This window comes from Tannerella forsythia, from assembly GCF_001006485.1.
In the GTDB taxonomy this organism is placed as follows: domain Bacteria; phylum Bacteroidota; class Bacteroidia; order Bacteroidales; family Tannerellaceae; genus Tannerella; species Tannerella forsythia.
Genome location: NZ_JUET01000076.1, coordinates 140,379 through 157,851, shown reverse-complemented (window position 1 = coordinate 157,851; position 17,473 = coordinate 140,379). Strand labels below are relative to the sequence as shown.

Below are 17,473 nucleotides of genomic sequence, written 5' to 3'. Positions count from 1 at the left end.
AGATATGAATCGCACATTTAAAGATTATGCCCTGCTGACGCTCAAAGGCATCGGTATGGGGGCAGCCGATGTGGTACCGGGTGTTTCAGGAGGGACAATCGCCTTTATCGTCGGGATATACGAAGAACTTATTGATTCGATTAAGAGCATCAATTTAACTTCGTTGAAAATGCTTTGCTCCCTGAAATTCAGTCGCTTTTGGAAAGCCGTCAACGGAAACTTTCTGCTGGCCATCCTCTCCGGTATCGGACTCAGCGTTTTCTCTCTGGCTAAACTGATTACTTATTTGCTGGTACAGGAGCCGGTTCTGGTTTGGTCTTTCTTTTTCGGATTGGTGCTGGCGTCGATCTGGTTTGTTTCGCGGGAGGTCACTCAATGGAATGCAAAAACGGTGATCGCATTTGCAGCGGGCGCCGTAGCAGCATATGCAATAACCATCACTACACCTGCCGAAACTTCAAATGATCTATGGTTCATCTTTCTCTGTGGCGCCATCGCCATTTGTGCGATGATTCTTCCCGGCATATCGGGTAGCTTTATTTTGGTTTTGCTGGGAAAATATTTCTTTATCATGGATGCTGTCAAATCACTTAGGATAAGTGTTTTATTGGTTTTTGCCGGAGGATCCGTGATCGGAATTTCGTTGTTCTCACGTGCACTTTCTTATGCGTTGCATCGTTTTCACGATATCACCATCGCTATTCTGAGCGGCTTTATGTTAGGTTCATTGAATAAAGTGTGGCCGTGGAAAGAGACGATCGAGACGTACATCGATCGTCACGGGGTAGCCAAGCCATTAATCGAAACGAATATTTTACCCGACCGTCAGCTATGGGAAGCCATCGGACTCGCTTTCGCGGGATTTGCCATCGTATATCTGCTGGAACGACTTTCGCAAAAAAACAAAAAGGAAAAAACGGAGACACCGAAAACCTGATGTGTGTTTTTCCGAATTTCTTCAACGCATGTATAAAAAAAAGCTTTTTCTTTTTTTTTCGGAATAATTTTACAGGATTCTTGAACGATGCATGGGTAGTACGGTAAATTTCTGTATTTTTGTACGCTCAAAATCATCGTTGATTTTGGGAAACATATTACTTAACTATAAAAACAAAATTAAAAATGGACAAAGAGTACTACTATTTGAATGGGGACACCAAAACAGGTCCTTTCTCATTGGACGCTTTGAAAAGCGCTCCGATTAATCCGGACACCTTGGTTTGGAACAGTTCGTTACCGGATTGGGTGGCGGCACGTACATTGCCGGAATTACAAGACATGTTTGCCGTAGCAGAAGAGAGGTCGACTTCTTCGAATTATGATCAGAAAGAGCCGAAATATAACACGAACATTTCACAGAACGCAAATTATTCGACCACCAGCGGCACTTTCGGCAATTCGAACACGACTGCCCCTCCGATGCCGGAGAATTATTTGGTGTGGGCAATTCTCTCTACCGTTCTTTGCTGTATGCCGTTAGGTATTGTATCGATCATCTATTCCACGAAAGTAAACTCTGCTTATACGGCCGGAGACTATGCCGGTGCGGAAAAGGCCTCGAAAGATGCAAAAAAATGGGCGATCTGGAGTGCTATCGTTGCGGGAGTACTATGGGTCCTTTATCTTATATTCATTATTATCATCGGAGTAGGTGCTGCGATGAGTGGTGATCTGTAAATTATGGATGTGCGGAGTTCTTCAAAACGAAGGCTTCGCATCCATTGGCTTTATCATACATACACCATGTATCGTGTTCCTCGATATAAAATGATCTTCCGGATTTTCTTCTTTCTGGTTTTCCTGATCGCAATCTATGTCTATTCACACATTCATCCAAGCAGCTCCCCTCTTTTTCCCAAATGCCCGTTTTTGATGCTCACCGGAATGAAATGTCCGGGGTGCGGCTCGCAACGGGCTCTTCACGCTTTGCTTCATGCCGACATAAAAACCGCCTTTTCTTATAATCCCCTGCTTCTACTTTCAATACCGTATGTGATCCTGTTGGTGGGTGTTCGCATCTATCAACTCTTTAATCCGTATAGTACGCTGATTTTAAAAGTGCAGAAAAACCTTTATATCTGGATGTTTTTTGCCATCGCGATGATTTTTTTCGTCGCTCGCAATATTTTCAACTTCTAACTTGCTTTTTATTCTTTTTTTCGTAGTTTTGCATTCCAGTAGATAAAAATAAAGGATTTATGGCAAAAGTAAAAGGAATGGTAGTGGTCAACACAGAACGGTGTAAGGGCTGCAACTTATGTGTCGTAGCCTGTCCTTGCAATGTGCTGGAGTTGCATCCGCGGGAGGTCAATAACAAAGGCTATCACTATGTTTACATGAAAGAGTCGGACGCCTGCATCGGTTGTGCAAATTGCGGATGGGTTTGTCCGGACGGATGTTTAACTGTCTATCGAAAAAAACTGGATTAACACGATGGAAGAAGTAAGACTTATGAAAGGGAACGAAGCGTTGGCCCATGCAGCGATTCGTTATGGAACAGACGGATATTTTGGTTATCCAATTACTCCTCAGTCGGAAGTCATGGAAACACTGATGGAAGAAAGACCGTGGGAAACGACGGGTATGGTGGTACTCCAAGCCGAAAGTGAAGTTGCCTCAATTAATATGGTTTACGGAGGAGCCGCAACAGGTAAACGAGTCATGACCTCATCGTCCAGCCCGGGTATGAGCTTGATGCAGGAAGGTGTTTCCTACATTGCCGGATCGGATCTCCCTTGCCTGATTGTAAATGTAATGCGTGGAGGCCCCGGACTGGGAACGATCCAGCCGAGTCAGGCCGACTATTTTCAGACAGTGAAAGGTGGAGGCCACGGCGACTACCGGTTGATTGCTCTTGCCCCTTCGTCGGTACAGGAAACGGCCGATTTTGTCGGACTCGGTTTCGATCTTGCATTCAAATATCAAACGCCGGCGATTATCATTACCGACGGTATGATTGGCCAGTTGATGGAAAAAGTGGTGCTTCCCCCGTTCCGTCCGCGAAAAACGGAGGCAGAGATTGCGAAAGAATCACCTTGGGCAGCTACCGGAAAAACAGGCGGTCGCAAACCCAATATCATTACTTCTTTGGAGTTGGATCCGGTCATCATGGAAAAAAAGAACTTACACTTTCAGGAAAAATACAGCCGGATAGAGAAAAACGAAGTACGCTATGAAGAATATAAATGCGAAGATGCGGAGTATCTGTTGATAGCATTCGGCTCATCGGCACGAATCTGCCAGAAAGCGATTGAAATAGCACGTGGTCAAGGATTGAAACTCGGTCTGATCCGTCCGATTACTTTGTGGCCGTTCCCTACTCAGGTGATTGCCCGTTATGCCGATAAAGTGAAAGGGATGCTTTCCGTAGAGCTGAATGCCGGACAGATGGTCGAAGATGTACGTTTAGCGGTGAACGGACGTGTCAAAGTCGAGCATTTCGGCCGGTTGGGTGGCATCGTTTTCACTCCGGACGAAATTCTGAGAGCCGTTGAAGAGAAACTGATGTAATTTAGCAAGTAATGAAACGAGGAGACCGATTAGACGAACTGTTTACCCTGCTGTTTATGGTGTTGACGATTGTAGCCGGCTTCCTCTATTTTACCGTGAAAGATAGTCATTTGCCGTTCCTGATATGTGGAGGAATCGCTATTCTTTTACGCATAGTACAATATCTTATGAGATTTTTGGGTTAAAAAACTTACGGAATATTCAAAAATGGAAACAATAGAAATAATTAAACCTGAAAATTTGGTCTACAAAAAGCCCAAATTGATGAATGATAACTCCATGCATTATTGCCCGGGATGCAGTCATGGCGTTATCCATAAACTGATCGCCGAAGTATCCGAGGAGATGGGAATGGAAGAAAAGACGATCGGCATCTCACCTGTCGGATGTGCAGTATTTGCTTACAACTATATCGATATCGACTGGATTGAAGCAGCCCACGGACGTGCACCGGCGGTTGCTACGGCCGTAAAGCGAGTGAACCCCGATAAGATGGTCTTTACGTATCAAGGTGACGGCGACTTGGCAGCCATCGGAACAGCTGAGACAATTCATGCCGCTAATCGCGGGGAAAATATCGTGATTATTTTTGTAAATAATGCCATTTATGGTATGACGGGCGGACAGATGGCTCCGACAACTTTGGTTGGAATGCCTACGGCTACCTGTCCTCATGGCCGTGACGTGGAACTGAACGGATATCCTCTACGAATCGGCAATATACTGGCGCAATTGGATGGGACGTGTTTAGTTACCCGTCAAAGTGTACAGACCCCGGCAGCTGCCAAGAAAGCAAAAAAGATGCTGCGGTTAGCTTTTGAAAACTCCATGGCTCGCAAAGGTACATCGGTGGTAGAGTTTGTTTCCACCTGTTCTTCCGGATGGAAAAAGACACCGGTTGAGTCGAACAAATGGATGGAAGAACACATGCTCCCCTTCTATCCCTTGGGAGACTTGAAAAATGTATAACAATTAGTAGCAGACAAGATATGCAATACGAAATAATTATAGCAGGTTTTGGCGGACAAGGTGTGTTATCGATGGGAAAAATTCTCGCTTATTCGGGACTCATGGAAAATAAAGAAGTAACTTGGATGCCTTCCTATGGTCCGGAACAACGTGGCGGAACAGCCAATGTGACCGTGATCCTGAACGACGAACGAATCAGTTCCCCCATATTGAACGAATACGATATTGCCGTGATTCTGAACCAACCTTCGATGGATAAATTCCAATCGAAAGTGAAGAAAGGCGGCATTCTTATTTATGACGGATATGGAATTCATAAGCCGGTCACACGCACGGATATCAATGTGTACCGTATTGATGCGATGGATACGGCTACGGAACTAAATATGCAAAAGACGTTCAACATGATCGTGTTGGGCGGGCTCCTCAAAGTCGTTCCGATGGTAAAACTGGAAAGCGTGCTTCTCGGTCTGAAAAAGACGCTTCCCGAACGACATCATACTTTGATTCCGGCCAATGAAGCCGCCATCAAAAAAGGTATGGAACTCATCCAAAAGGTGTGAATCGAAGGCATTGTGTCTATTCCATCCTGTACCTGTGCCTCGATTTGAGACACGGGCTATATGGTTTATTGTTATGCCTGCTGTGTGTAACGACCATATTCGCACAAGAGCGATCGCGCAGCAGCGGCCGCAGGGGGGGATTCTCTCTTACGGCACGTAACGCGGCACAACTTCCGGACAGTTTACTCGTTCCCGATAGCGCCCATATCGGCATCAGACGCATCAATGGCTATCACTTGACCGAGAAACTGGGAGATCGGATTCTTGCTCCGATGGATACGAATCGTCTGAATACGGCAAACAGCACGTTAATGGAAGGGAGAGGAATAGCCGGCGCCTATACCGGAAATATCGGATCACCCTGGCAGAGTCGCATCTTCAGCGAGCGAAAAGAAGAACGCGATTTTATCTTTGCAGATGTTTTCGACGGAGATATAATTACTCCTTCCAACGGATATTTCTATGATGTTAAGGTACCATATACACATATCCTATATACACGTGCCGGTGGTTCTACCAAACGTGAAGAACAGCTGAAAGGCGTGTTAACAAGCAATTTCGGAAAAAAAATCAATGCCGGTGTAGATTTTAATTATATCTACAGTCGGGGACAATATACGTCGAATAATAACAAACTGCTCAGTTATAGATTGTTCGGAAACTACTTATCGGACCGTTATGAGGCACACATACATCTCCGTAATTTTAATTTCATCCAAAATGAAAATGGCGGATTGACAGATGACCGGTATATTACATCGCCGGATGATTTTGAAGACGGGCGTCGCGGGGTCGACAGCAAATCGTATCCGACACGGTTTACAAATACATGGAATCGTATCCGTGGTAAAAACGTTTTCCTTACGCACCGTTATAATTTGGGATTTTACCGTGAGATGACTGAGAGCGAAGCCAAACGAAAACAAGAGAAAGACGCTCAACGTGAAGCGTTGAAGAAACAGGAAGAGGAAGAGAAAAACTCAACCGGTCGTCCTGAAGAGCAGGAGGAAGCAGAAGATATTCATGCCAACGAAGTCTTCGTGCCTGTGGCCAGCGTTATTCATACCGTCGAATATGAAGATTTCCGCAGACGATTTATTTCCAAAGATATGGGGATTGATACGTGCTACGTGAACCACTACGATACGGTCGGACGTGTCCCCAATGATGTTTCGTCGGCATGGAATTTGAAAAATACGGTCGCTCTTTCGTTGCGTGAGGGATTTCAGGATTGGGCTAAATTTGGTCTGACGGCTTTTGTCAGTTTTGAGAAAAGAAACTTCAAAATGCCCGGAGACTCAGCTAAAGGAGCTATCCGCAACATGCAAAAGTACGATGAATATGCTACTTTTTTAGGTGCCGAACTCTCTAAACGACGTGGAAGTCTTCTCACCTATCAAGGACGCGGTGAACTCTGCGTGTTAGGTGATGATATCGGAGAGTTTCGCTTGACGGGACTTGTCAAAACACGGTTTCGACTCTTTAAAAAAGAGGCTTCTATTCAGGCAGACGGATACATCAAAAATTTGCGTCCTGCGTTTTTCCAACGTCATTACAGCAGTCGTTATTTCTTTTGGGACAAGGATCTGAAGAATACACAGCGTGTCTATGTAGGGGGAACTGTGGGTTGGGAACAAACACGCACACGTTTGTCGGCTGGAGTTGAAAGCATTCAGAATCATATTTTCTTCAACAAACAAGGTCTTCCTGAACAATTCGGGAGCAATCTGCAGGTGATTACTGCGCGTCTACGACAAGACTTTCGATTCAAGGCTTTTGGATGGGATAACGAACTCGTCTATCAGACCAGTAGTAATAAGCAGGTCTTGGCTTTGCCTCAACTTTCGCTTTATTCGAATATGTATGTAACGGTTCGGCTTGCGAAGGTTCTGATGGTACAGATGGGAGCCGATGTGCATTATTTTACCGAATATTACGCTCCATATTATGAGCCGGCTACGCAACAGTTCATCAATCAGGATAACATTAAAATCGGTAATTATCCGTTAGTGAATGCTTATGTTAATTTTCATCTCAAACAGGCAAGATTCTTTGTAACAGGATATAACATAAGCAAATTATTTGCGTCTCCGAATTATTTTTCAATGCCTCATTATCCGATCAATCCTATGGTTGTTAAGTTGGGGGTAGCCGTAAAGTTTAATAATTGACGTATGTTCTCACGCAAATTACTCATTATCTATATAATCCTGTTGCTTATCGTATTAGCGATTATGGGGAGTTTGATACTTCGCATGAAGTTCAATATTTCACCTCGCGATTACTATGAAATCAAACAGGACGGTGTGCTGCGTATTGTTACGGAATACAACCAATCCGGCTATTTCATGTCGGGCGATACCTTGCAGGGATTTCAGTATGAATTATGCAGGAAACTGGCCGAATATTCGGGATTGGAAGTCGAGATACATCTTGAAATGAGTCTTGATAAGAGCTTTGAAGGTTTGGAAAACAATCGGTATGATGTCATCGCCCGTAATATTCCTACGACAACCGAACTGAAGAAACATTATTTGTTTGTCGAACCGATCGTATTGAATAAACAGGTGTTGGTGCAACGTGAAGCCGGAAGCAATCAGGGAATAAAGCCGCTTCGCAACCAGTTGGAGCTGGCCAAAAAGATATTGTACGTACCCCAAAACTCACCCGCCATTTTGCGTCTGCAAAATCTTCAATACGAGATTGCCGATACGATTCATATCGTCGAAGAACCGCTTTATTCTTCCGAACAGTTGATCATTATGGTAGCCAAAGGAGATATCGATTATGCGGTTTGCGATCAACAGATTGCCCGTCTGTCGAAGAAACAATATCCCGAAATCGATATCGATACCGACATCAGTTTTACTCAGTTGCAATCATGGGCTGTTCGTAAGTATTCACCGGACTTATTGGACAGTCTGAACTACTGGTTTGCGCGGATGAAAAAAGACGGAACATTTGATAAGATCTATCGGAAGTATTATCATGTCATCTCGCCGGCGACAACGAAAATGCGCACTCCAGTACCCATTTCAACGACAGACAGCAGTCATGCGAAAGAATCTGTTGGAACAGTAGAAGGCATGCCTCATGAAACGCTCAAGCCGGTATCGGAAGAAGAGAGCACAACGTATCCCGCGACTCCGGTGTCTCCGGCAGAAGAAGAACAACCGAACAAACAATTATTTGATCAAACATATTCATATTGATTAACAGAACAAGATGAGATTTGACGAACTGAACCTTGGTGATGCCGTATTGGATGGTCTGGAGGCTATGAACTTCCAGGAAATGACTCCCATACAAGAACTTTCCATCCCTCCGATATTGGAAGGAAAAGACATTATCGGATGTGCCCAGACAGGTACCGGAAAAACAGCCGCTTATGTGCTGCCCATCATCAGTAAGCTGAATGATGGAAACTATCCGCAGGATGCCGTCAATGCGGTTATAATGGTACCTACCCGTGAGCTGGTACAGCAGATCGATCAGCAAATCGATGGTTTTACCTACTTTGTTCCTGTATCGGCTGTGGCCGTTTATGGGGGAACCGACGGTATTGTCTATGCCCAACAGGAGCGCGGTCTACAGATGGGAAGCGATATTGTGATTGCAACCCCCGGACGTCTTATCAGCCATTTGAATATGGGGAGTGTCGACTTGTCGCAGACGTCATTCTTTGTTCTCGATGAAGCAGACCGGATGCTCGATATGGGATTTTACGATGACATTATGCAGATTTATAAGAAACTTCCGCATGATTGTCAAATTATTATGTTTTCGGCTACGATGCCTCCTAAAATCCGGACCTTAGCTCAGAACATCCTCAAAGAACCGGAAGAGATCAAAATTGCCATTTCCAAGCCGCCCGCCTCCATCATGCAGACGGCATACATCTGCTACGAAGCACATAAGATGCCGATTATTAAGCAATTGTTCTCAAAAAAACAGCCTGAACGCGTCATTATCTTTTCATCGTCCAAGATGAAAGTCAAGGAGTTGACCACGGCGCTCAAACGGCTTCAATTCAACGTTGCGGCAATGCATTCCGACCTGGAGCAAAGCGAGCGTGAGCAGGTGATGAAAGAATTCAGGAACGGTCGTATCGGAGTACTTGTAGCTACGGATGTTGTTGCACGCGGTATCGATATCAATGACATTACACTTGTCATCAATTATGATATACCCAATGACCCTGAAGATTACGTACACCGTATCGGGCGTACGGCTCGGGGAACAGACGGTAAAGGGTTGGCGATCACGTTTGTATCACAGCAGGAGCAAGCGAAATTCAAAGAGATCGAGACATTTTTGGAGAAAGAAATTTATAAGATCCCACTTGATGCCGATTTAGGAGAAGCGCCTGCATACGAGCCTGAGAAATACAGCCGTTCACGTTCCCGTTCGCGTAGTCGAGGCGGACAGTCATCACAAGGCAATCGCCATCGGAAAAGCGGAGGGCAACAGCAAGGCAACTTGTCATCACGTCCGAAAGGTAATCGACGACGAAACAAACCTTCACAAAACCGACCGAACGGATAACACCATGATCTGCTTTCCAAATGCTAAGATAAACTTAGGATTGTCCATTGTCGGGAAAAGACCGGACGGATATCATGACCTCGAAACGATTTTTTATCCGGTTCCGCTTTGCGATGCCTTGGAGATTGTTGAGGCTGAAACCGATTCTCTCCGATGTTCCGGGATGACGTTGGATTCGGACTCGGAGAATAATTTAGTACTCAAAGCGCTCCGATCATTACGGAAAAAATATACGATTCCACCGTTAGCCGTTTATCTCAGAAAAGCGATTCCTTTCGGTGCAGGATTGGGTGGAGGATCGGCTGATGCTGCATTCATGCTGAAGCTGGTCAGCGAATATTACCGGCTGTCGGTCTCGGACGATGAATTGGAAGAAATAGCGTCCGGCATTGGAGCAGATTGCGCATTTTTCATCCGTAACCGTCCCGTGAAAGCATCGGGAATCGGAAATATTTTCGAACCCATCGATTTGTCTCTCGGCTCATACACATTATACATCGTTAAGCCGGATGTATTCGTATCGACCAAAGACGCATATTCTATGGTAAAACCGTCGCAACCGATGCATTCATTGGACGAAATTATTCGACTCCCCGTATCGGAGTGGAAAGATGTCTTAAAGAATGATTTTGAAACGAGTGTCTTTTCGCACTTCCCGATGATCGGAGAAATTAAAGATGAACTCTATGCTCAGGGAGCTGTTTATGCTTCTATGTCAGGTTCAGGATCAGCCGTTTTCGGATTGTTTGAACATGATATTTCGCTTTCCTTCCCCGGTTGTTTCGTATGGAAAGGAAAAACCAAATGAAGGCCTATCGACTCACCGACTGGCTGCCGACAACTAAAAAAGAAATGGAAATACGTGGCTGGGACTGTCTGGACGTGATTCTTTTCAGCGGCGATGCGTACGTTGATCATCCTTCGTTTGGAGCTGCGGTGATTGGGCGTATACTCGAAGCCGAAGAGCTGCGTGTGGGGATTGTTCCGCAACCCGATTGGCGAGGAGATTATCGGGATTTCAAGAAATTAGGTACCCCCCGGTTGTTCTTTGGAGTCTCTCCGGGGGCGATGGATTCGATGGTCAATCATTATACGGCGAACAAACGTTTGCGCAGTGATGATGCTTATTCTCCCAATCATCAGCCGGGATTACGTCCTGATTATCCAAGCATTGTTTATGCAAAAATCTTGAAAGAATTATTCCCGGAAGTACCTGTCGTCCTCGGTGGAATCGAGGCATCACTGCGCCGATTGGCTCATTATGACTATTGGCAAGACCGACTGAGACCGGGTATTCTGGCAGACAGTCCGGCCGATCTGCTTATCTACGGAATGGGAGAAAAACCTATCTGCGAACTGGCACGACGCCTTAAGCAAGGCATTCCGTTTCAAACGATCAGGGACATCCCACAGACAGCGTATATCACCCCTCATCATGAACCTGTAGGAACGGAAGATATCCGTCTGTTTTCATTCGAAGAATGTTTGAAGGATAAACGTAAGCAGGCACAGAATTTTCGCATCATTGAAGAAGAATCGAATAAACACGAAGCATCGCGGATGATTCAGCAGACGGGGAAACGGGCTATTATTGTCAATCCGCCGTATCCTCCAATGACGACTGCCGAAATCGATGCCTCGTTCGATCTGCCTTACACTCGTCTTCCGCACCCTAAATATAAAGATAAGATCATTCCCGCTTACGAAATGATCAAATTCTCCGTTAATATCCATCGCGGATGTTTCGGTGGATGCGCGTTCTGTACCATCTCTGCGCATCAGGGGAAATTTATTGCTTCGCGCAGTAAAGAATCTGTTTTGCGAGAGGTGAAGGCTGTCACAGAGATGCCCGGTTTCAAGGGGTATATCAGTGATCTAGGCGGGCCTTCGGCCAATATGTACCGGATGAAAGGCAAGGACGAACATATCTGCCGGAAATGCAAAAAGCCATCCTGTATTCATCCCGTCGTATGCAAAAATCTAAATGCCGATCATGCTCCTTTGCTCGAGTTGTACAGGGAGGCCGATAAAGTGCCCGGTATCAAGAAAACGTTTATCGGAAGTGGCGTACGGTACGATTTGCTGTTGCATCCGTATGATAACGAAACTTTACGTACAGCGGCGCGGGAGTACACCGAAGAACTGATCAAGCATCACGTATCAGGACGTCTGAAAGTGGCTCCCGAACATACCGAAGAAAATGTATTGAAGGTGATGCGAAAACCTTCATTCGCACAGTTCGAAACATTCCGTAAAATATTTGATCGCATCAACAAAGAGAATGGCTTGAAACAACAACTGATTCCATACTTTATTTCAAGTCATCCCGGATGTTCGGCTGTTCATATGGCAGAGTTAGCTATTAAAACGAAGCGGCATAACTTTCATCTCGAACAGGTTCAGGACTTCACTCCTACTCCCATGACGGTGGCAACGGAGATTTTTTACACCGGATTTCATCCTTACACGCTCGAGAAGCTCGAATGTGCCCGAACGAAAGAAGAAAAACTTGCACAGCGTCAGTTTTTTTTCTGGTATCAACCCAAATTTCGTTCCCGAATCATGCGCTATCTACGCAGTATAAAAAAAACGATCTGATACAGAAACTCTCGAAAGGTTGAATGGAATGGACAACAATTATTAACTTATTCTGGTCCCACTGTTTTTGCCCAGTGAGGTGGCTTTCGTAATAATCACTTCTTTCACTCCGGCATCGACGGCTTTGAAGGCGTTCTCCAGCTTGGGAATCATCCCCCCTTGAATGATTCCATTTTCTTTGTATGTGTTGAATAAGGTCCGATCCATCAACGGAATCACACTCTCTTCATCGTCCTGGTTGCGCAAGACGCCATCTTTCTCGAAACAGTAAATTAAGGTCACGTCGAATCGGTTGGCCAGGGCTTTAGCCAGTTCGGAAGCGATTGTGTCGGCATTTGTATTGAGCAGTTGACCGTTCATGTCGTGGGTAATCGGTGCAACGACGGGTACAATCTTCTGCATAAGCAACATGTGTAGCATGTCGAGGCGAACCTCTTTTACATCACCAACAAAACCGTAATCCATCTGCTCGACCGGTCGTTTGACTGAACGTACTATGTTCATGTCTGCTCCCGTGAGCCCGATAGCATCAATGCCTAAGGCCTGTAAGCGTGCCACCACGGTTTTATTGATCCATCCGGCGTACACCATAGTCACGATTTTGAGCATCGCAGCATCCGTAATACGCCTCCCTTCGACCATTCGGCTTTCTATCCCTAATTGTCCGGCTACTTCCGTCGCCATCCGACCACCGCCGTGAACAAGTAATTTCAAACCATCAATCTTCGAAAAATCAGCAAATAATCGGTTCAGCGAGGCCTCCTCTTCAACGATCTTCCCTCCTACCTTGACTAATATTAATTTCTGCATCCGATTTTTTTTTTCGCCAAAAATACAAAAAAACGAAAAGAATAATGTACTTTTGCGCCTGCAAGTTTAATCGTGCGGCAGTAGCTCAGTTGGTAGAGCATCAGCTTCCCAAGCTGAGGGTCGCGAGTTCGAGCCTCGTTTGCCGCTCTAAATATAAGCAAATGGAAGTCAAAGGTTTTGCGAGTAATCGTAGAACCTTTGTTCGTTTTCAGAGGGTAGCAAAAACAAACGAAAACCATGATATGTTTGAAAAATTACGCTTGCAGAAACATCCATAAAAGCCTTGAACCTTTCCATAAATGTTTTATGATCTGTTTTTATCTTGTTTACAGATACTCACATCACGGCTTTTGACAGAGTGTCTTTTATGAATGCATTCAGTGACAACCCTGCGCTTTGGGCAGTCGCCGCTATTTTGGCGTGCAAATCGGAGGGGATTCGGATATTGAAATTACCACTGTAAGATTTGTGCAGGGGTATATTATGCTCCTTACAATGGGCTATATAGTCATCTACCCCATTCTGAAAATCTTTTTTTAGTTCGGAGAGTGTGCTACCCTCATAAGTTATCATTGTTTTTGCATCAAGCCCCAAGACTTTGCCGTATAACGTATTGTCTTTAAGTTCGGCTTCTATACTTCCTACAAATCCTTTATAACGAAGTGTTTCCATTTTTTATATCAGTTTGTTATTTATTAAATATCCAAGTATGTCCTTTAGTGCTTTTTCTTTGATCACACTCGAGGGGTGTGGCTTATGGGCCAAATATTGCATTTATTGTTTTTTATTGTAGAATTTGATTCGCGATCCGGAGGTCTTCCCTTTACTCTCCACCTCAAATCCTAAGTAGGCGAATAGACTTCGTAGCTCGTCAAAAGTAAAATCTTTCGGGAGCTTGCGTATTCTTTTTACGAGTTTTTCTTTTTGGCTCATACAACGAGGAACTAATTTTCAGTTGCAAAGATACAAACTTTTTTGGAAAGCGCCTACTGTTTCCTGCTATATCCGTTTGGTTGAAAGGTTTTCCCCTCGTAAATCCCTGAACACGCTTGTTCTTCCATACCTTTGCTACAAAAAAACAGAACATCGTGATACAGTACATGAAGCAATACCTGGATTATGCGCATCACGCATTCCGGCTTCACCTTGCAATCCGCATGGCAGACATCAAACAGAAAGCATACAACAGGCAATACTTTGTCATGCCTATAGAAATCTCAAACGGCAAAGGAAAACTGGTCTCCGTCTCACGGAAAGAAGCTGTAAAGCTTCGCCGGATGAAACGGCTGCCCAAGAACTTCAACACCCTTGAGATGGAACAGGATGCGGTGAGTAGATAAATTGAATAAGTGAATTAATTTATCTTTTGATGGTTCGACAATCATTAAAATGGAATCAATAACAATCATGTCGGTCGGACGCAAAACATCGGAATCGAAGTTAAGTGTCATACCGGTAAATTTTAATTTTACTTTAATCTACCCTTATCTTCAGAAGTTTTCCAGGCTCACCAAAAAAAAGACAGCCGTCTTTCATGGAAACCAAAGTGCCTAAAGATTCCAATATATTCTTATCGACTTTAAACAATTTATGAGCTGACAAGTCATTATATCTAAATTTCATCTGTCCTGTCCTGAAAAAGGTTGACAGTTGTTTTGTTCTTATCGTTTCTTTTTTCTTTCATGATTTACGCCACTTTTGATGCATGTACTTGTTCTGAGGTAAGTAGATTCAAAGCCCAATGCGAAGCGTTGGGGAAAAGGCATCACATCCCGTCGGAAGGCTGTAAGCCTGAGGAAATAAATGTTGAGTTGTTTATTGTTTAGTTGTTGAGATGTTGAATTGTTGAGTTGGCTGAACGCTGACGGCTGAATACTAAACAAACATCTCAACAACTAAACGTCCGATTACACACGATAAAAATTCACAAAAGAGCCGATAAGTTCAGACAAAAAGAGAAAATCAAACAGCCAAAAATAGGGATAACAAGACAAAAAATACCAATTATTAGGGATTGTCCATAACCACATAACGACCGTCCTTTGCACTCACAAAAAGTTCATTTAACATACGAAATGGAATGGAAAGGATAAAGGTAATGAAAAGAACATGGAAAATCGGTATGACGGTGGGGGCTGTCGTATGTATGATGTTGTCGTCGTGTTATGATAAAATCGATGATTTCGATATTTTATCCGGTACGGAATATGTCATCGAAAGAGGAACTGATACCACCATTTATATCCAAACGAAGGGTTTTAATAGAATCAATGGCATTATTATTGATACGGACGAAATTTACTTTATATATCATAAAAAAAAATATCCGATACATAACTCATATGATTCATTGTTATATGTAACGTATTTTCCTGAACCTGACACAATTTTCGTAAAATCAATAAATTCAAGTTTCATGTATATTACGAATTTATCCGATAATCCGAAAGATAATCAGCCTGTATATAAAGCAGAAATCAAAAACAAACATACTTCCGGAGCACATCAAATAACTTTATTGTTAATGAGTAAAATGGCTGGCCATCGAATACATTTCAACATTAAATAAGTCCAAATTCCACAATACCCTTTGGTCATATAATGGTTATTTGTTGAATTATTCGCTGAGTGCTGAAAGCTAATTAAACTTTCATAATGACTCTTACCTCAGGCTTTCAGCCCTTGTGCCTTTTTGGGGTGTTGAGTTGTTGATTTGTTGGCTGAATACTGACCGCTGAATGCTTTAAAAGTCCTGAAAGGGCGTAATAATTCAGCCGGATCGAAAATTGCTGTTTCAATCCGGCCTCCATGTGTTCACCTTCCTTACGGGGCGGGCACTCCCCCGCCCCGTTGCTTGCGGTCGTCTTTTCTTACGGCTGCTCGTCTTTTTTCGCACCGGCGCGACGCGCGAGCAGATCGGCATAGCGTTTGCGTATGACGTTTATTCCGCTTCGGCAAGATATGGCTCTTCCTTTGTTTACTTGTTTTTTGTCGGTTGTATACTTGTTTTATATTGGTTTCCGAATCGGTCGGTGGCTACGATTTCGACGGTCGATTGCCGCGAGGCGGGCGTCGCCCGAAACATGTGCGCCGTTTTAATCGGTGCTATCCATTTAAACCTCAACCGCTCTTTGTCGGCACACATGGTTACGACTTCGGGATCGATGCCGTCGAAACGGGTCATCTCGCCCTGACGGCGTCCGTCCTCGTACCATTCGACCTTCCATCCGGCATCCCAGTTCCAGATGTTCACCGTCACGTCGTCGGGAAATTCCGTATTGGCTCCGACCGGAAAACCACGCATCTGATAGTCGCGCGGATGACCGGCGCTCTTGAAATACCACGTTACCCGGTCGCCGTCGACCTCGTACACCCCGTAACCGAGCGGCGTACCGTCGAGGCAATACGCTCCCTGCCACCACGTACCGCAGATGGCCGCCGTGTTATGTTCGTACAGTTGTGGCGAGTGTACGATATTCTTATTGTAGTGCATGTGTCCGGTCAGGATATGCGCCTGATAAGGCTTCAAGAGTTCGAACAATCCCTGCGCGTTGATCGTTTGTCCGCCCATTTGCTCGTTCGAATACGTGAAGGGTTCGAGGTTCTCGGCCAGTCGAGCCGGAATATGCATCGCCACGAAGACGGTACTTCCCGCAGGCACATGCGACAAATCCTGCTCCAACCAGCGAAACATTTTTTCGGTGATATAGCCCATGTAGAAATGATCGCGGCCGATGTAAAAAACATTGTCGAGTACGATGTAATGTACTTTGCCACGATTAAACGAATAGTATGCCGGCCCGAAATGACGGGTATAGGTGGCTGTCGACAGTTCGTCGGTGCGGCCTCCGTAGTGCATGTCGTGATTACCGAGCACGCGGTAGAACGGTACGCCCGTGCGGCTCAGCTCGTCGATGTATCGGTTATAAAGCTGCGGCTTGTCGCCCACGAGATCGCCGCAATCGATGCCGAACACATCACCTTGCCTGTACGCGTCGACGGTTTGCCGGCAATCGGCGACGATATCGACGTACGAGGCGAAATTCTCTTCGCTGAAAAACTGCGGATCGGCATGTACGACGAGCAAATGACGGTGATCATCCTTCGGATTCCGGCGGAGGGAAAAGTCATGCCGTTGCGGCTTCGCGCGGTCGATCGCCCGATAGAACCGTGGAATGCCCGCACTGTCGGGGGGCAGATACCCCGCCGGCGTCGATACATAGACGAACTCGGCCGTCGGATCGGTCACGGGCAAGACGTAACGCCCCTCGCGATCGGTCGTCACACACGTTTGTCCGTCGGTAACGACAACGCCCGACACTCCTTTTCCTTCACACGTCACACGGCCTTCGACGGCCGCCTGCGCCGAGACTTCCGGACAGTTCCATCCTCCGCCAAGCACGACGCACCCTAATACATACACAAAAAATCGTTTCATACGTTTCTTTTTTTCTTGAAAATAAATTCCGATCGTAATA

Annotated in this window: 17 protein-coding genes, 1 tRNA gene and 1 pseudogene; 16 read left to right on the top strand and 3 right to left on the bottom strand. The window is 45.0% G+C overall.

What is annotated here, in order from left to right; all coding sequences use genetic code 11:
* Positions 1 to 4 precede the first annotated feature (4 nt).
* From Tanf_RS07160 to Tanf_RS07105, 13 genes and pseudogenes are all read left to right on the top strand, one after another.
* Positions 5 to 937, top strand: coding sequence for a DUF368 domain-containing protein (locus tag Tanf_RS07160; RefSeq protein WP_046825380.1), 933 nt, complete (start codon positions 5 to 7; stop codon positions 935 to 937).
* Positions 938 to 1,122: 185 nt separating this feature from the next.
* The gene (locus Tanf_RS14270) at positions 1,123 to 1,677 is read left to right on the top strand and encodes a CD225/dispanin family protein (protein WP_014225955.1); all 555 of its coding nucleotides are present in this window, start codon (positions 1,123 to 1,125) and stop codon (positions 1,675 to 1,677) included.
* A gap of 90 nt (positions 1,678 to 1,767) precedes the next feature.
* A complete protein-coding gene (locus Tanf_RS15080) occupies positions 1,768 to 2,139 on the top strand; it encodes a DUF2752 domain-containing protein (RefSeq protein WP_157755319.1) in 372 nt (123 codons plus the stop codon).
* Positions 2,140 to 2,198: 59 nt separating this feature from the next.
* Positions 2,199 to 2,429 (top strand): 4Fe-4S dicluster domain-containing protein, encoded by a 231-nt coding sequence (locus Tanf_RS07145; protein WP_014225953.1) that lies wholly within the window; start codon positions 2,199 to 2,201, stop codon positions 2,427 to 2,429.
* Positions 2,430 to 2,433: 4 nt separating this feature from the next.
* Positions 2,434 to 3,510, top strand: coding sequence for a 3-methyl-2-oxobutanoate dehydrogenase subunit VorB (locus tag Tanf_RS07140; RefSeq protein WP_046825379.1), 1,077 nt, complete (start codon positions 2,434 to 2,436; stop codon positions 3,508 to 3,510).
* A gap of 11 nt (positions 3,511 to 3,521) precedes the next feature.
* Complete coding sequence (locus Tanf_RS15270; protein WP_169746457.1) at positions 3,522 to 3,695, top strand: hypothetical protein; 174 nt, start codon at positions 3,522 to 3,524, stop codon at positions 3,693 to 3,695.
* 22 nt (positions 3,696 to 3,717) lie between these two features.
* Positions 3,718 to 4,479, top strand: a complete 762-nt coding sequence (locus Tanf_RS07135; protein ID WP_046825378.1) for a thiamine pyrophosphate-dependent enzyme — start codon at positions 3,718 to 3,720, stop codon at positions 4,477 to 4,479.
* 20 nt (positions 4,480 to 4,499) lie between these two features.
* A complete protein-coding gene (locus tag Tanf_RS07130; RefSeq protein WP_014225949.1) occupies positions 4,500 to 5,042 on the top strand; it encodes a 2-oxoacid:ferredoxin oxidoreductase subunit gamma family protein in 543 nt (180 codons plus the stop codon).
* Positions 5,039 to 7,213, top strand: a complete 2,175-nt coding sequence (locus Tanf_RS07125; protein WP_306766685.1) for a putative porin — start codon at positions 5,039 to 5,041, stop codon at positions 7,211 to 7,213. The genes Tanf_RS07130 and Tanf_RS07125 overlap by 4 nt, the downstream gene beginning before the upstream one ends.
* Before the next feature lie 3 nt (positions 7,214 to 7,216).
* Positions 7,217 to 8,029 (top strand): annotated as a pseudogene (locus Tanf_RS07120) (transporter substrate-binding domain-containing protein); the annotation flags it as partial.
* Positions 8,030 to 8,267: 238 nt separating this feature from the next.
* The gene (locus Tanf_RS07115; protein WP_046825375.1) at positions 8,268 to 9,587 is read left to right on the top strand and encodes a DEAD/DEAH box helicase; all 1,320 of its coding nucleotides are present in this window, start codon (positions 8,268 to 8,270) and stop codon (positions 9,585 to 9,587) included.
* 4 nt (positions 9,588 to 9,591) lie between these two features.
* On the top strand, positions 9,592 to 10,395 hold the full coding sequence (ispE, locus tag Tanf_RS07110; RefSeq protein ID WP_046825374.1) for a 4-(cytidine 5'-diphospho)-2-C-methyl-D-erythritol kinase: 804 nt from the start codon (positions 9,592 to 9,594) through the stop codon (positions 10,393 to 10,395).
* Complete coding sequence (locus tag Tanf_RS07105) at positions 10,392 to 12,185, top strand: YgiQ family radical SAM protein (RefSeq protein ID WP_046825373.1); 1,794 nt, start codon at positions 10,392 to 10,394, stop codon at positions 12,183 to 12,185. Before ispE ends, Tanf_RS07105 begins: the two co-directional genes overlap by 4 nt.
* A 42-nt stretch (positions 12,186 to 12,227) precedes the next feature.
* On the opposite strand, the gene argB is transcribed toward Tanf_RS07105, so the two are convergent.
* Positions 12,228 to 12,995, bottom strand: coding sequence for an acetylglutamate kinase (gene argB / locus Tanf_RS07100; RefSeq protein ID WP_046825372.1), 768 nt, complete (start codon positions 12,993 to 12,995; stop codon positions 12,228 to 12,230).
* Positions 12,996 to 13,069: 74 nt separating this feature from the next.
* Between argB and Tanf_RS07095 the strand changes: the two genes are divergently transcribed.
* Positions 13,070 to 13,142: transfer RNA gene (locus Tanf_RS07095), tRNA-Gly, on the top strand.
* A 189-nt stretch (positions 13,143 to 13,331) separates the two neighbouring features.
* Here Tanf_RS07095 and Tanf_RS07090 read toward each other — a convergent pair.
* Positions 13,332 to 13,667: a type II toxin-antitoxin system HicB family antitoxin gene (locus Tanf_RS07090; protein WP_014225942.1), complete on the bottom strand. Its 336-nt coding sequence runs from the start codon at positions 13,665 to 13,667 to the stop codon at positions 13,332 to 13,334.
* A 416-nt stretch (positions 13,668 to 14,083) separates the two neighbouring features.
* On the opposite strand from Tanf_RS07090, the gene Tanf_RS07080 reads away from it, so the two are divergent.
* Together Tanf_RS07080 and Tanf_RS07075 are read left to right on the top strand one after the other, a co-directional pair.
* Entirely contained in the window at positions 14,084 to 14,335 is a 252-nt protein-coding gene (locus Tanf_RS07080; RefSeq protein ID WP_140230633.1) for a hypothetical protein, read from the top strand.
* A gap of 758 nt (positions 14,336 to 15,093) precedes the next feature.
* On the top strand, positions 15,094 to 15,564 hold the full coding sequence (locus Tanf_RS07075; protein WP_140230632.1) for a hypothetical protein: 471 nt from the start codon (positions 15,094 to 15,096) through the stop codon (positions 15,562 to 15,564).
* 408 nt (positions 15,565 to 15,972) lie between these two features.
* On the opposite strand, the gene Tanf_RS07070 is transcribed toward Tanf_RS07075, so the two are convergent.
* Complete coding sequence (locus Tanf_RS07070; RefSeq protein ID WP_046825370.1) at positions 15,973 to 17,433, bottom strand: calcineurin-like phosphoesterase C-terminal domain-containing protein; 1,461 nt, start codon at positions 17,431 to 17,433, stop codon at positions 15,973 to 15,975.
* Positions 17,434 to 17,473 lie beyond the last annotated feature (40 nt).

Bases quoted from the DNA above. Each gene is read 5' to 3' on its own strand.
- Tanf_RS07130 (WP_014225949.1), top strand. From the start codon at position 4,500: ATGCAATACGAAATAATTATAGCAGGTTTTGGCGGACAAGGTGTGTTA.
- argB (WP_046825372.1), bottom strand. From the start codon at position 12,995: ATGCAGAAATTAATATTAGTCAAGGTAGGAGGGAAGATCGTTGAAGAG.
- Tanf_RS07140 (WP_046825379.1), top strand. From the start codon at position 2,434: ATGGAAGAAGTAAGACTTATGAAAGGGAACGAAGCGTTGGCCCATGCA.
- Tanf_RS14270 (WP_014225955.1), top strand. From the start codon at position 1,123: ATGGACAAAGAGTACTACTATTTGAATGGGGACACCAAAACAGGTCCT.
- Tanf_RS07160 (WP_046825380.1), top strand. From the start codon at position 5: ATGAATCGCACATTTAAAGATTATGCCCTGCTGACGCTCAAAGGCATC.
- Tanf_RS07135 (WP_046825378.1), top strand. From the start codon at position 3,718: ATGGAAACAATAGAAATAATTAAACCTGAAAATTTGGTCTACAAAAAG.
- ispE (WP_046825374.1), top strand. From the start codon at position 9,592: ATGATCTGCTTTCCAAATGCTAAGATAAACTTAGGATTGTCCATTGTC.
- Tanf_RS07090 (WP_014225942.1), bottom strand. From the start codon at position 13,667: ATGGAAACACTTCGTTATAAAGGATTTGTAGGAAGTATAGAAGCCGAA.
- Tanf_RS07115 (WP_046825375.1), top strand. From the start codon at position 8,268: ATGAGATTTGACGAACTGAACCTTGGTGATGCCGTATTGGATGGTCTG.
- Tanf_RS07075 (WP_140230632.1), top strand. From the start codon at position 15,094: ATGAAAAGAACATGGAAAATCGGTATGACGGTGGGGGCTGTCGTATGT.
- Tanf_RS07145 (WP_014225953.1), top strand. From the start codon at position 2,199: ATGGCAAAAGTAAAAGGAATGGTAGTGGTCAACACAGAACGGTGTAAG.
- Tanf_RS07105 (WP_046825373.1), top strand. From the start codon at position 10,392: ATGAAGGCCTATCGACTCACCGACTGGCTGCCGACAACTAAAAAAGAA.
- Tanf_RS15270 (WP_169746457.1), top strand. From the start codon at position 3,522: ATGAAACGAGGAGACCGATTAGACGAACTGTTTACCCTGCTGTTTATG.
- Tanf_RS07070 (WP_046825370.1), bottom strand. From the start codon at position 17,433: ATGAAACGATTTTTTGTGTATGTATTAGGGTGCGTCGTGCTTGGCGGA.
- Tanf_RS15080 (WP_157755319.1), top strand. From the start codon at position 1,768: ATGATCTTCCGGATTTTCTTCTTTCTGGTTTTCCTGATCGCAATCTAT.